The organism is Paenibacillus sp. RC73 (assembly GCF_044908085.1).
Lineage (GTDB): Bacteria > Bacillota > Bacilli > Paenibacillales > Paenibacillaceae > Paenibacillus > Paenibacillus terrae_A.
On the sequence record NZ_JBIYCV010000002.1, the window covers coordinates 570,843 to 584,178 of the forward strand.

The following is a 13,336-nucleotide window of genomic DNA, read 5'->3' on the forward strand; positions in this document are numbered from 1 at the left end:
ATGGATACTGAGTTTTCAAAGAGTGAGGCTCCCTTTAAGGGAGTCCATCATCCTCATAGCGATACAGGAGGCTCTACAGGTATATTGGGTACATCAACCAACAATAGCAGCTCCTCCAAAACACCAAACGCCCCGGCAGGGGTTTGGAAGGTCGGAAGACTGTCGATGGGACTTTTTCTGGTCTTGTTGGGAGGAGTAACGTTTGCCTCCAAGTTTTGGGGAGCGGGCATATTGGATCAGGCGTTGACGTGGTGGCCTGTCGTTTTTGTTTTGCTGGGACTCGAAATTTTAATGTATACGGCGTGGAAAGGGACACGTGAGCGCATCCGTTATGATTTGTTCAGTATGTTTATTACAGCAGTCCTGGTTTTTTGTTGTATCGGATTTGCTTTGGTCAGTTCACTGGGACTTACTTCGCAAGTCAGGGATATGATGAGCTCGGTTCAGGAAACAAGGGTCCTTCCTGATTGGCATGAAAAATTGCCTGCCGGAGTGACCAAGGTGATCGTGCAGGGTGAGAATCCCTATGCGGTCAAAATTGACGCAACTACCTCACCAGAGGTGCATGTGTTCGGAAGTTATGTCTATACAGGCAACGAGGATGAATCAAAAGGACAGGAGCTGTATCAGACAAAGCATATCGGAGATACGCTGTATGTGCTACTGAGCCAAATCCCGACACGTTATATGCAGCCCCAGCATCAGCTCGACGTTACGATTGCTGTACCCGAAGGGATTACGGTTACCTTGCGCGATAATCAGGGAAATGTAATTGAAAAATAGGAGGGGAAAACAATGATATCACTAAATCCTGATACACTTACAGGGCGTGAAAATTATAAGCTGTTAACCGGAAGCATTATCCCAAGACCAGTAGCCTTTGTGACGACACTGAGCAGTGAAGGGGTACTTAATGGTGCGCCGTTCAGTTATTTTTCCATCGTAGCTTCCGAGCCGCCGCTGTTGTCTGTGTCTGTACAACGTGTCGATGGGGTGTCCAAGGATACAGCACGTAATGCGATGGAGCAAAAAGCCTTTGTCGTACATATAACGGATGAGGACAATGTGGGTGCGGTGAATGTGACGGCTTCCCGTCTGTCGCCGGAGGAAAGTGAAATCACACTGGCCGGACTTACGTCGGTGAAAAGTACAAAAATCGCGGTTCCCGGTGTGGCTGAAGCGAAAATACGCATGGAATGTGTCCTGGAGCAGGCGATACCGCTGGGGGGCACAGAGGGCGCACCTGCCTGCGATCTGCTGATCGGGCGCTTGGTGCAGTATCATTTGTCCGAGGAAGCGTATCAAAATACATACATAATCGCCAAGGAGCTGCGTCCGGTGAGTCGTTTGGCCGGAAATGATTATGCAAAGCTGGGAGAGCAATTCAGGCTGGAGCGTCCCCAATAGGGGACGTTGCTTTTTACAGCATAAAGGGTTACGATTATAAAAAAATAGCACGGGAGCCTGCGGAAGCAAGCTGAGAGTACGACTAATCTGTCGTAGACCGTATGAACCTGTTGGATAATGCCAGCGCAGGGACCTTAGTGTAGGAACACTCTGCTTTTGCATAGTGTTTTTTTTGTTGTTTTATACACTTGAGCATGTGCATGCTGAAAACCATAGCTCTCGGCTGGAAAGAAGCGCAGGCTCCTGTCATCAAAGGAGCAGGGTTCGCTTGATATTGAAATTCATTTTACTTTATACCAAAAATCAGATTCAGGATGAGCGGCAGAATTGGAAGCGGCAAGACGTTGTCAGGGGGCCACAACTATGACCCATACGGTGTACAAAGCATTGACCATTGCAGGCTCGGACAGCGGAGGGGGTGCAGGCATACAGGCTGATTTAAAAACCTTTCAGGAGCTGGGCGTGTACGGCATGTCTGCCCTGACGGGAGTTACTGCTCAAAATACACGCGGTGTACAAGCTGTTCATCCTGTCCCTGTTGCCATGGTAGAGGCTCAATTACAGTCCATAGGTACGGATTTATCGCCTGATGCCGTTAAAACGGGTATGCTCGTAGGGGCTGAGGTCATTCGTCAGGTAGCCGCGCAAATTCGCCAGTTCCGATGGCCTAATGTTGTCGTAGACCCGGTAATGATCGCTAAGGGCGGAACTTCTCTACTTCAAGATGAGGCAGTGGAAACGCTAAAATCGTATTTGTTGCCGTTGGCGAAGGTAGTCACCCCGAATTTCCCGGAAACAGAGGCGTTGACAGGCTTAACCCTCTCCAGTCGTGAGGATGCGAAGGAAGCGGCTCGAATGCTGGCTGATTTGGGAACCAGCTACGTAATCATCAAGGGAGGGCATAGCGCGGAAGAGGAACGGTCCGTGGATTTGTTGTTCGACGGGCGCGATTTTATCGAACTGGACGGACCAAGAATTCATACCCCGCATACCCATGGAACGGGCTGTACCTTTTCGGCAGCGCTGGCGGCTGGATTGGCGGCAGGACGAAGTGTACCCCAGGCGGCACAGACGGCCAAGGCTTTTATACAGGCGGCGATTGAGCAGGGCTTGGGTATCGGCAGTGGGCATGGACCGACGAACCATTGGGCATGGAACGCACGCTGGACAGGAGAGGAAGCGTCTGTGTGGAGCAGGGCAATGAGGGAGGAGCGAAGCGATGCCAAGAATTGAAATAGGGCGTATGCGGGAGCATCTGCATCTTTATTTGGTCATGGGGAGTGTGAATTGCGGCCGTGACCCGCTGGTGGTTTTGGAGGAAGCGTTGCAGGGAGGTGTGACCCTTTTTCAATTGCGTGAAAAGGGTGCGGACTGTCTAACGGGAAGTCGCTTGCATGAGTTCGCTCAAGCCGCCCGGAGGCTGTGCCATCAGTATGACGTTCCATTTCTCGTCAATGATGATGTCGAGCTTGCCTTGGCTGTGAATGCAGATGGCGTCCATCTTGGACAAGAAGACGAGCCTGCAGACCGCGTGCGCTCTCGAATGGGCAACAAAATCATCGGCGTATCGGTACACAGCCTAACGGAAGCGGAGCAGGCGGTACGCGCTGGCGCTGATTATGCGGGTGCAGGGCCGATGTTCCCGACTCGTTCCAAGCCGGATGCACATCCTGTGCAGGGACCGGAGCTGGTCCGCAGGCTACGTACCGGTGGTGCAAGCCTTCCGTTGGTTGGCATTGGCGGCATTACGGTGGACAACGCAACAAACGTCCTACAGGCAGGAGCAGATGGCATAGCGGTCATTTCAGCCATCTCATGGGCAGAAGCCCCCCGTGAGGCTGCACAAAGTCTGAGAAGCATCCTGAAATGATCAAATGGGTTCAATAATGATACAAAGGCAGTCCGGGACGTTATATACACGTCCAAGGCTGCCTTTGTATTTAAAAAAAAGAGAACGCTCCCCTGCTTTCGCTGGGGCTACGTTCTCCGCATTCAATTTACACTTTATAATTAAAGCAGGCGCGCATGTAGCAAGTCGCTCTTCATAACTAAGGTCTTAGCAGCAAGGAGCGGTACGTCGCTTCAAACAAAAATTCAAACGCCTCCAGATGCTTTTTAGCCTCAAACACATCACGCCCCCACGCATAAATGCCGTGGTTACGCAGCAAAATTCCCGGCACCTGATCATTCAGCACACCCGGCACCAGCTTGGCAATCGAAGCAATATCCGCGTAATTCGGCAGCACAGGAATGTCAATCGAAGCATTTTCCTCCCAAATGTTAAAAGCCTTAATGAGTTCAATGCCTTGCACAGGTACAGAGCCTTGTTCCCCGTAATATTCGGAAATCAGATTGTTGAACACCGTATGCACATGGAAAACGGCTCCGCAGCCTGTCAGACGGTAAATTTCGCAATGAATCAGCGTTTCGGCGCTCGGCTTGAGGCTTGTGGCTTCTGCCGCTTTTCCGTGCTGGTCCACGAACAGAAAATCTTCCGGTGTCCGCTTGGTTTTATCCTTGCCGCTGGCAGTAACTGCAAAATAAAATTGTTCAGGATGAAAATCCCCGATCCGTATCGACAAATTGCCGCTCGTGCCGGGGAACCAGTTGCGAGATGCGAATAGCTCCTTGACATCAGCGAGTTCTTCCAGTGCGCGGCGTTTTTCTTCCAACGTAATGTCTGCCAAGCTATAGCTCATTTACAGCACCCCTTGCTCCTGTTTTTGCTTTAAATCCTTAATAATGTCGTCAAATGTTTCAAAGGGCACATGTGGTACGCCCAGCTCCTGACACTTTAAAGTCAGGTGCGAACGGGAGTACACGAGGTCAGCAATTTTGGCTCCTTCAAAATCCGTCAGGCTGTCCCCGATCAAAATTCGTTCGTACTGTTCGGCAGGGTACTGACGAATTACAGTTGTTTTGCACATACCGCAATCGTTTGTACACGACTCCTGACAGGGATGAGGCCACGTAATTTCAATATGATCGCCGGAAAAATCGGCTCCATTGCAGTAAACGTGATCCTGTGGAATGTCGAAAGGCTTCAGCAGTGGATCAATAAAGAAATCAATACCACCGCTGGTGACAAAAAATTCAATATCCTGTTCCCGTACATAGTCCAAAAAACGGGCAAAGCCCTCGCGTATACCAGCTTGTCCAAGTACATAAGAGATGATTTCATCTTTTTGCGTCGAGGGCATCAGAGCGAACATCGCACCCACGCCTTCACGAATGGACGTCTGTCCGTTCACGATATCATGCATGATGGCCTCACAGCCCGCAGGCTGAAAATGCTTCATAATGGCGACAATATTGTCGCTGTTCGTAATCGTCCCGTCAAAATCGCAAAAAATGACGGGCTTCTTCGCTGTACTCATCGTTCACCTCCCCACGTGTCGAGCGCGGATTGCAGTTCGGGGTGCGTGCGGGCGTATTCCGCCAGCGGCACAGCCTGATGCACAGCTTCAATCGCCTGCACAAAGGCGCGTCCGCCTGCTTCGGTGCCGAGCGGATGACCGTGAATGCCGCCCCCGGCGTTAACGACAACATCTGTGCCAAAATCACGCACAATTAACGGCACCAGGCCGGGGTGAATCCCTGCGGATGGCACAGGCATGCTGGCCTTTAGCGGCAGCTCAGGGGTGATCAGCTCATCGCGGATCGCCATGTTTTCCTCACGCGGCATCGTAACCGAGCCGTAAGGAGAAGGGAAGAGCACGAGGTCGGCTCCTGCCAGTCGCATGAGCTGACCGAGCAGCACCGACGCCGAAATACCATAATGCGGTGACGGATAAGCAGCACCCGCCAACGAAGGGTGGGCTGCAATCGGCACCGAGATAGCGGGATCGCTGCTTAGTTCATGCAGCACATCATAGCCATAGGCCAGCACGTTGAACAGCAGGGCATTTGCGCCTGCGTCGATGGCCTTGAGGGCTTGCGCTTTGAGCTGCGAGGTTGGTCCAGTTAAATTAGCTGCATATAGCAGCTTTTTACCGGTTTCACGCTCAGCCGCTTCGGCGGCTTTGATGCAGGCTTCGACGCGTTTTTCAATCGGCGTCAGCGCATTTTCAAACAAAATCTCGTCGTCCTTGATCAGATCGACGCCGCCCAGGGCTTGTCGGGTAAACTGCTCTCTCAGCTCGTCCAGATTAAGGCCAATCACCGACTTGAAAATGCTCATTAATAGTGGACGGTCATATACCCCGAGCTGCTCACGCAAGCCGCTGATGCCAAATTTCGGCCCCGGAAAAGCAGAACGGAATGCTTCCGAGAAGCCCAGCTTCGTCAGCTTGATACGGCCGTCCATCGAAATTTTGCCGAAGACCGTCACCAGCAGTGCAGGAATGTCCCGGCTGAAATTCACATCCGGGTAAGCAATGGTCAGGTCGGAATATCGTTCACCAGGCCCTCCATCGTGAACGTCCACAGCTTGAACTGAGCCGAGATGCTTTTGCATTGCGTCCCGCTTGGCTTGGGGAAGCTCGGTCCAGCTGCCCACCGTCATGCCGATGGCAATGGATTGGGCCTTTGTGTTAAAGTCGGCTTTGTCATCGTATACCCGGTAGGTCGCCAAGCAATAGCTCATTCAATTCCCTCCTTTAGTACAGCTCCCATCTCACGGGATCGTTCAGCACAACGTTGTACCGCCGCAATGACCGTTTCGTAGAAATCGCCTTTGTCCAGCCTTTCCAACGCGGCTACCGTCGAGCCGTTGGGCGACATGATTTTGTGGCGCAGGGCAGAAGGCTCCTCCCCGGTTTGTTGTACCATGCGTGCCGCTCCAAGTGCCGTTTGCACTGTCAGTTCGTGCGCTTGCTCAGGAGTCAAGCCACCACGGATTCCCCCAGCAATCATGGCTTCCATCAAGTAGTAGACATAGGCAGGGCCGCTTCCGGAAATCCCGGTCAAAACATCCATTTTCTCTTCTTCTATGACCGTTACCGTACCTACAGATTCGAATATCGTAAGTACGTTTTTACGCTGGTCTTCACTAATCTCCTTGGAAAAGCTGATGCCTGTTGCTCCCAGTCCAATCGAACTGGATGTGTTCGGCATCGTCCGGGCGATGGGCTGCTTGCGGCCAAGCAACGTCTGCATCGTACGAATGGATAGTCCAGCGATCACCGAAATGATCAACTGCCCATCTGACAGGAGCGGACCGAGCTGTCCAAGGGCTTGTGCAGCATCCTTGGGCTTCATGGCAAGCACAATCACGGGAGAACGGCGCAGCAGATCGATTTTGGCGGCATCCTCGGTTTGGAACAACACCCCATATTGCTGTTGAAGTTCCTCCAGGCGTGCCTGATTGCTGCGGTTGATGACCGTAATCCCGCCACGTTTGACAACGGAACGGGCCATCATCCCGCGGATAATAGCCTCTGCCATCGAGCCTGCTCCGAAAAACGTAATTTGCTCTTGAATTAAAGCCTTTGTTTGTGATTCACACATGGTTTCATAACCTCCAAGGATACGGATTGATAAATGATATTATTCCCTGATTTGTCCAGTACCGTACACACGATATTTGGTTGAAGTCAGCGCAGGCAGTCCCATTGGACCGCGGGCATGTAATTTTTGTGTACTGATCCCGATCTCGGCACCAAATCCAAACTCAAAGCCATCCGTGAAGCGGGTGGAGGCATTGTGATACACGGCTGCCGCGTCCACTTCTTGCAGAAAACGTTCGGCATGGGCTTTATCTGTGGTCACAATACACTCCGAGTGCATCGTACCGTACCGGGCAATATGCTCCAGCACTTCGTCCAAATTGTCTACTACCTTGATGTTCATAATGTAATCATTATACTCGGTGCCATAATCCTCTTCCGTGGCTGGAACAGCCCAGGGAGCCAGTTCCCGTGTCCGTGCGCAGCCGCGCAGCTCAACCCCGGCCTCACGAAAACGTTCTGCCAAACTCGTCAAGTGTGCTTGTGCATAATCCGAGTGAACGAGCAGTGTTTCCATGGAGTTACATACCGACGGTCTTTGCACCTTGGCGTTCAGCGTAATCGCCTCAGCCATCTGTGTATCTGCCGTAGCATCCAAATAGGTGTGGCACACGCCAGCTCCGGTTTCAATAACAGGCACAGTGGAATTTTGAACAACATTTTGAATAAGCGAGCGCCCGCCGCGTGGAATGATCACATCCAGCAAACCGTTCAGCGTGAGCATTTCGTTGACAGAGGCACGATCTGAATCTTCAATGAGCTGAAGCGCATCGCGCGGTACAGCAGTTGTGTCCAACGCCTGTTGGAGAACTTCAATGATTTTGCGGTTGGAAAACAGGGCAGCCGAGCCACCACGAAGCACAACCGGATTTCCTGTTTTCAGACACAGGCCCGCAGCATCTACCGTCACATTAGGACGCGCTTCATAGATGATGCCGATGACACCTAGCGGCACACGTATTTTCTCAATACGCAGACCGTTTGGACGTTCGATATGCTCCAGCATGTCACCGACCGGATCAGGCAGCTCCACAATTTGGCGTAAGCCTTCGGCGATGGCCCCGATACGGTCCTCGGTCAGCTTGAGGCGGTCGAGCAGTGATTCCGACGTTCCCAGTTCCCGTCCGCGCTTCAAGTCGTTTTTGTTCGCTGCAATCAGCTCTTCCGTATGATTTACCAGTGCTTCAGCCATGGCGAGCAGCGCTTCATTTTTTTGTACTGCCGTCAGTCGGTTCATGACCCCGGCGCTTTTTTTGGCCAGAGTCGCTTTGGTGCGTACTTCACTGAACTGGCTTTCATCTGTTGTGGCTGTGTTCGTCGTTAATTCACTCATGTTACGGCCTCCCCGCATTTATAATGTAATCCATTCATCCCTGTGAATCACCTCAAGGCGGTGAATGGGGCCGATCTTGCCCACAATCTCGCCGCTTGGTAATCCTTGTACGCTTCGAAGCTGTCCATCGTCATAATTGACAACGCCGCGCCCCAGCACCTTATGTTCCGGCCCCAGCACCTCAACGACATCTCCGGCATGAAAGCTGCCTTCCACACGCCGTACGCCAACGGGAAGCAGGCTATGACCACCGTTCACCAGCGCTTCCTCGGCTCCCTGATCTACATGCACCGTACCGAGCGGCGTCGACATGAAGCCAAGCCATTGTTTTTTCATCGGCAGGGAAGAGAGGTGGGTGTCAAAATAAGTCCCCGGCCCATGTCCCTCCACGGCGGCATCCAGATCGCCGTCTGCGTTGACGCGTCCCACAAACACAGGTACACCACCGCGTGTGGCGACTTTGGCTGCTTCGATCTTGGATCGCATGCCGCCAGTCCCTACGGCTGACCCGGAACCTCCAGCCAATGCATAAATTTCCTCGGTAATCTCGTCGATGCGTTCAAAACGTACGGCGTTCGGATGCTTGCGCGGGTCTGCCGTATATACGCCATCGGTATCTGTGATAATGATCAAATGCTGTGCTTTGACCAGATTGGCGACCAGTGCAGACAGCATATCGTTATCACCAAATTTCAATTCGTCAATCGACACAGTATCATTTTCGTTAAAAATCGGAATGACCTGCTGGCGCAGCAGTTCTTCTACGGTCATTCCAGCATTGTTCATCCGTTTGCGGCTCAAAAAGTCACTGCGTGTCAGCAGGATCTGCGCGCTCACCAAGCCAAAATCCCTAAAAGCCTGTTGATAGGCTTGCATAAGCAGCGCCTGACCTACGGCTGCTGCCGCTTGTTTCTCATGCAGCAGCTTGGGGCGAAACGGGTACCCGATCTCCCGAAACCCGGCGGCGACTGCCCCTGATGTGACCAGCAGCACTTCATGGCCTTTCGAACGAAGTCCAGCGATTTCGCGGGCAAAATAAGCAATGGCTTCCCGATTCAAGCCCCCCTCGACTCCGGTTAAGGAGCTGCTTCCGATTTTAATGACTATTCGTGTTGACAAGACGTCCACTTCCTTAATTTAATATACAAAAAAACTTTCATCCTTTGTATACAAAGGACGAAAGTTTGTGCTTCCGCGGTACCACCTTCATTGATGATTCATGATCATCCCACTTGAAACCTGTTAACGGCAGGAACCGCCTGACTGCGCAGGGCGCTCGGGGATAGGAGTTGGGAGAGGGTCCAGGTAAATTCTTGCAGCCTATCGGAATTTACTCTCTGAACAGGACGATTCTCTCTTAATAGTCCCTTCAACGCGCTTAATGATATTGGTAACAGAATACCATGAAAAGGTCGGGTTTGGCAAAGAAGTTGTAGCTGGAAAATACGGCTTAACCAAACAGGTTCAGCTTGCCAATTCGTTCAACCGCCTCGGTCAGTCGAGCTTCCGAGCTTAACAGCCCCGCCCGCACATATCCTTCGCCGCCGTTACCGAAGCCGATCCCTGGAGCGACAGCCACCTTGGCTTCCCGCAGCAGCAGATCGGCAAAGGAAGCTGAGGTATAGCCCTGCGGCACGGGCAACCAGCTAAAAAAGGAGCCGCTTGGACGCGTCGCCTTCCAGCCAATTTGCCCAAGCGCATCATAAAAAGCGTTGCGGCGCGATTCATAGCGTGCAACCAGCTCGCCCACGCAGTCCTGCGAGGACGTGAGAGCAGTGGCCGCCGCTGCCTGAATGCCGCCAAACAGGCTTACATAAATATGATCCTGAAGCAGATTAATCATCGAGATGATTTCGGCATTACCGAGCGCGAAACCGACGCGCCAGCCCGCCATATTGTACGTTTTGGACAGGGTATAAAACTCAATCCCTACGTCCTTGGCCCCCTCGGCCTGAAGGAAGCTCACCGGACGTTCGCCGTCAAAGCCGATAGCGCCATAGGCAAAATCACTGGCCACCACAATGCCGTTACGCTTCGCAAATTCAACCGTTTCCTCATAGAAGGAAAGAGGCGCGGTGGCCGAGGTCGGATTATTCGGATAATTGAGGAACATCAGCTTGGCGCGACGGCGGCCTTCCTCGGAAATAGCCTCATAATCGGGCAGAAAACGGTTCTCTTCCTTTAATGGGAGAAAGGACATTTCCGCTTTAGCCAGGGCTACGCCAGACCAGTAATCCGGGTAGCCGGGATCTGGAACGAGACACACATCACCGGGATTGAGTAAGACTTGCGGTAGCTGCACCAAGCCTGTTTTTCCGCCAAACAGGATGGCGACCTCGGTTTCCGGGTCAAGTGTTACGCCGTAATCCTCCTGATAGCGCTGGGCAACGGCTTCCTTGAGAAAGCCGTAACCGCGAAAAGGCGAATATTTATGATACAGCGGGTTATCCGCTGATTCCTGCAAGGCTTTTACAATATGAGGTGGGGTAGGTGTATCCGGGTTCCCCTGTCCAAGATTAATGACATCATGCCCTTCCGCAATTTCACGATTTACATTTTGTACGAGTGAGGCAAAAAATTGAGTCGGTAACTGCTTCATCACATCAGCGGAGGGAATGGAAAAATTACTCATCATTTCACACGACCTTTTGGAATAGTTTGAGGATTAATTTATCACGATTTAACCAAGTTGTATAGAGGGGATTAAACCTATGCGGTTGCGTGGTAGAGGCTGGTCGGGCTATGATGGGAGAAAATGCCGGACAAGCGCTCACCGGAAGCTCCGGTTCACAGGGAGGATGAACGATTTTGACATATCATGAAGCTCAGCCGTTCAATGTTGCACTCATACAAGCTCATATTGAGCTGGGCAATCCACCGGAAAACCGCAGTCATATTCGTTCGTTAATGGAACAAGCGGTGACAGCCAAATTGAAGCCGGACCTGATTGTACTGCCGGAAATGTGGAACACGGGGTATGCGCTGGATCGCATTCATGAGCTGGCGGATCAGGAAGGAGCGGAAACCCGGGAATGGATATCGGCATTCGCTGCTACTCATCAGGTGAACGTGGTAGCCGGATCTATAGCGGAGAAGAAAAGCGACGGTCATGTGTACAATACGATGCTCGTTTTTGATCGGACAGGCGCAGAGGTTGCTTCATATTCCAAGATTCATTTGTTCCGCCTTATGGATGAAGAAAAATATTTGCAGCCTGGCGAGGAAAAGGTTTTATTCACGCTGGATGGAGGGATTCAGGCGGGTGCGTCGATCTGCTACGACATCCGCTTTCCCGAGCTAGCGCGCAGTCTGGCCCTGTCTGGCGCAAATCTGCTTATCGTACCTGCGGAATGGCCACATCCCCGTCTTCATCACTGGCGCACGTTGCTGACTGCACGGGCTATTGAAAATCAAATGTACGTCATCGCCTGTAACCGGGTAGGTCGCAGCGGGGATTCGGATTTCTTCGGGCATTCCCTCATTATTGATCCGTGGGGGGAAATTATTGCCGAGGGCGGGGAGCAGGAGGGCATCATCACAGGAACGATTGAGTCAGCCTTGGTGCAGGACGTACGTGGGCGTATTCCAGTATTCGAGGACCGTCGTCCTTCTCTGTATGATCTGTAATTTGGCAACCTTTAATCAGAAAGGAAACGTCCATGCTCAAGGAACGAATTGAATTTTTGTGTAAAAAGAAAAACTTGTCCCGCAAGGAGCTGGTGGACGGGCTGGTGACCCCGGCACATTTTGCGAATATTTTGGCAGATCGTTATCCGTTGGCAGAGGATTTGGCGGAGCAAATTGCTGAGCGTCTGGGAGTAAGACCGTCCTACCTGTTGCGTGCAGCCGCAGAGGATGAGCAGACGCTGGCTACAGCGGATATGATTTTTACGGAGTTGTCCAAGCTGGCTAATCCCGCTACGGAAAGCTTTGTGGATCAGTTGGAGGATATCGCAACGACTCGCTTGTGGTGGAGATGACAGCCTACTTGATGAAGGCAGTCTATTTTCAGCAGTTAAATGATCCGACGGCTTATGAATATTTGCACCAGTCCTATTTGAATTTTTATTTGGAGAAGTTTGGGCGTTCGGATGAGGTGGAGCTGCCAGCGCCGCTGAAAAAAGCAATTTTATTTTATAAAATCCAGTATTTCCGATCCAAAAATCATTATCATGATGTACTTAATAACGTTACACAGCTGAGTCTTCTGGTAGAAGAGGGCACGGAAAACTGGCTGAACGCACAAAATATAACGATGGAAGCCTGCATTCAGGTCAAACAATTTGATCAGGCGAAGCAGGTATTCGAGCAGACGATGAGAAGGGTGTATGATGATCGTCTTTTTCACCGTTTGACGGGCCTATATGTGGCTTACAGCGGGTATTGTTTTGCTATGGGTTCCGTACAGGAAGCGTTGTTAACGCTGTCTATGGCGGAAGCCAATCTGGCCTATTTGGAAAATGCGGCAGATATGCTTACAACCATTTTGAACAACCGGATTATTATGCTGACGTCGATTAACGAGCTGGATAAGGCCTTAGAGGAAGTGGCGCGTTTTGAAGCGCTGGTTAGCCGGGAACGGGAGGAAATGCAGCAACTGATGCGGCCCGTGACGCTGGTGTATCGCTGCGAAATTGCGTTTACCCGTAAAAACTGGGGACTGCTGTCACAGCATTTGGATCAACTGCTCCAAACAAGCCTGACGACGGATCAGCAGATGGGGCTTTATTTTTATGAAAGTCAGTTGGCGCTTGCGAAAGGAGATCGGGACGCTTTTTGGACGTATGCGCTGCAATGCTTGCCTTATTTTGAAGCTTTACAGCATCCGGGTCGGCTTGAACAATTGTATGAAACGCTCGCAGTCGTATCCGAGGACAGTCGTCGCTATAAGGAATCCTCGGCGTATTATCGGAAATTGGTCTATCTTCTACGCAAAAAATAGTCTGAAATCACTCATTTTTCACAAAACAGTTGGCTGATCGAGCGAAAGAATGCTTCAAATCGCGCAAAGTTTTGTGTAAAACGTCCATTGTTCAAAAATCAACCGGAAAAATACAGGTTAAAGCTCCTGTTTTTCCGGTTTGTTTGTATGCGCCAAAACGTATTGTGATGCCGGATAGGGCCTCATATACTGAATACATAAGGATCG

General features: G+C 51.4%; 12 protein-coding genes and 1 pseudogene. 6 read left to right on the forward strand and 7 right to left on the reverse strand.

Annotated features, from left to right (window positions below; translation table 11 throughout):
• The 4 genes from ABH897_RS06305 (at window position 1) to thiE (ending at window position 3,277) form a co-directional block, all read left to right on the forward strand.
• Window positions 1-783 carry a hypothetical protein gene (locus ABH897_RS06305; RefSeq protein ID WP_283652210.1) on the forward strand — a complete coding sequence of 261 codons (783 nt, stop codon included), beginning with the start codon at window positions 1-3 and terminating at the stop codon, window positions 781-783.
• Window positions 784-795: 12 nt separating this feature from the next.
• Window positions 796-1,407, forward strand: coding sequence for a flavin reductase family protein (locus ABH897_RS06310; protein ID WP_283652209.1), 612 nt, complete (start codon window positions 796-798; stop codon window positions 1,405-1,407).
• 363 nt (window positions 1,408-1,770) lie between these two features.
• Window positions 1,771-2,640, forward strand: coding sequence for a bifunctional hydroxymethylpyrimidine kinase/phosphomethylpyrimidine kinase (thiD, locus tag ABH897_RS06315; RefSeq protein ID WP_283652208.1), 870 nt, complete (start codon window positions 1,771-1,773; stop codon window positions 2,638-2,640).
• A complete protein-coding gene (gene thiE / locus ABH897_RS06320) occupies window positions 2,627-3,277 on the forward strand; it encodes a thiamine phosphate synthase (RefSeq protein ID WP_283652207.1) in 651 nt (216 codons plus the stop codon). The genes thiD and thiE overlap by 14 nt, the downstream gene beginning before the upstream one ends.
• 178 nt (window positions 3,278-3,455) lie before the next feature.
• On the opposite strand, the gene ABH897_RS06325 is transcribed toward thiE, so the two are convergent.
• From ABH897_RS06325 to ABH897_RS06355, 7 genes are all read right to left on the reverse strand, one after another.
• A complete protein-coding gene (locus tag ABH897_RS06325; protein ID WP_283652206.1) occupies window positions 3,456-4,106 on the reverse strand; it encodes a methylthioribulose 1-phosphate dehydratase in 651 nt (216 codons plus the stop codon).
• The gene (locus tag ABH897_RS06330) at window positions 4,107-4,784 is read right to left on the reverse strand and encodes a 2-hydroxy-3-keto-5-methylthiopentenyl-1-phosphate phosphatase (RefSeq protein WP_283652205.1); all 678 of its coding nucleotides are present in this window, start codon (window positions 4,782-4,784) and stop codon (window positions 4,107-4,109) included. It lies immediately after the preceding gene.
• Window positions 4,781-5,992, reverse strand: coding sequence for a 2,3-diketo-5-methylthiopentyl-1-phosphate enolase (locus ABH897_RS06335; RefSeq protein WP_404591375.1), 1,212 nt, complete (start codon window positions 5,990-5,992; stop codon window positions 4,781-4,783). The genes ABH897_RS06330 and ABH897_RS06335 overlap by 4 nt, the downstream gene beginning before the upstream one ends.
• On the reverse strand, window positions 5,989-6,855 hold the full coding sequence (proC, locus tag ABH897_RS06340; protein WP_283652203.1) for a pyrroline-5-carboxylate reductase: 867 nt from the start codon (window positions 6,853-6,855) through the stop codon (window positions 5,989-5,991). The genes ABH897_RS06335 and proC overlap by 4 nt, the downstream gene beginning before the upstream one ends.
• Before the next feature lie 39 nt (window positions 6,856-6,894).
• A complete protein-coding gene (locus ABH897_RS06345) occupies window positions 6,895-8,187 on the reverse strand; it encodes a glutamate-5-semialdehyde dehydrogenase (RefSeq protein WP_283657119.1) in 1,293 nt (430 codons plus the stop codon).
• Window positions 8,188-8,205: 18 nt separating this feature from the next.
• Window positions 8,206-9,306 (reverse strand): glutamate 5-kinase, encoded by a 1,101-nt coding sequence (gene proB, locus ABH897_RS06350; protein WP_283652202.1) that lies wholly within the window; start codon window positions 9,304-9,306, stop codon window positions 8,206-8,208.
• 331 nt (window positions 9,307-9,637) lie between these two features.
• Window positions 9,638-10,819: a pyridoxal phosphate-dependent aminotransferase gene (locus ABH897_RS06355; RefSeq protein ID WP_283656285.1), complete on the reverse strand. Its 1,182-nt coding sequence runs from the start codon at window positions 10,817-10,819 to the stop codon at window positions 9,638-9,640.
• A 176-nt stretch (window positions 10,820-10,995) separates the two neighbouring features.
• Between ABH897_RS06355 and ABH897_RS06360 the strand changes: the two genes are divergently transcribed.
• Window positions 10,996-11,814 carry a carbon-nitrogen family hydrolase gene (locus ABH897_RS06360; protein ID WP_283652201.1) on the forward strand — a complete coding sequence of 273 codons (819 nt, stop codon included), beginning with the start codon at window positions 10,996-10,998 and terminating at the stop codon, window positions 11,812-11,814.
• A 32-nt stretch (window positions 11,815-11,846) separates the two neighbouring features.
• Window positions 11,847-13,129 (forward strand): annotated as a pseudogene (locus ABH897_RS06365) (helix-turn-helix domain-containing protein).
• The last annotated feature ends 207 nt before the right edge of the window (window positions 13,130-13,336 follow it).

Coding starts and splice junctions, on each gene's coding strand:
- ABH897_RS06305 (WP_283652210.1), top strand. CDS start 1: ATGGATACTGAGTTTTCAAAGAGTGAGGCTCCCTTTAAGGGAGTCCAT.
- ABH897_RS06310 (WP_283652209.1), top strand. CDS start 796: ATGATATCACTAAATCCTGATACACTTACAGGGCGTGAAAATTATAAG.
- thiD (WP_283652208.1), top strand. CDS start 1,771: ATGACCCATACGGTGTACAAAGCATTGACCATTGCAGGCTCGGACAGC.
- thiE (WP_283652207.1), top strand. CDS start 2,627: ATGCCAAGAATTGAAATAGGGCGTATGCGGGAGCATCTGCATCTTTAT.
- ABH897_RS06325 (WP_283652206.1), bottom strand. CDS start 4,106: ATGAGCTATAGCTTGGCAGACATTACGTTGGAAGAAAAACGCCGCGCA.
- ABH897_RS06330 (WP_283652205.1), bottom strand. CDS start 4,784: ATGAGTACAGCGAAGAAGCCCGTCATTTTTTGCGATTTTGACGGGACG.
- ABH897_RS06335 (WP_404591375.1), bottom strand. CDS start 5,992: ATGAGCTATTGCTTGGCGACCTACCGGGTATACGATGACAAAGCCGAC.
- proC (WP_283652203.1), bottom strand. CDS start 6,855: ATGTGTGAATCACAAACAAAGGCTTTAATTCAAGAGCAAATTACGTTT.
- ABH897_RS06345 (WP_283657119.1), bottom strand. CDS start 8,187: ATGAGTGAATTAACGACGAACACAGCCACAACAGATGAAAGCCAGTTC.
- ABH897_RS06355 (WP_283656285.1), bottom strand. CDS start 10,819: ATGAGTAATTTTTCCATTCCCTCCGCTGATGTGATGAAGCAGTTACCG.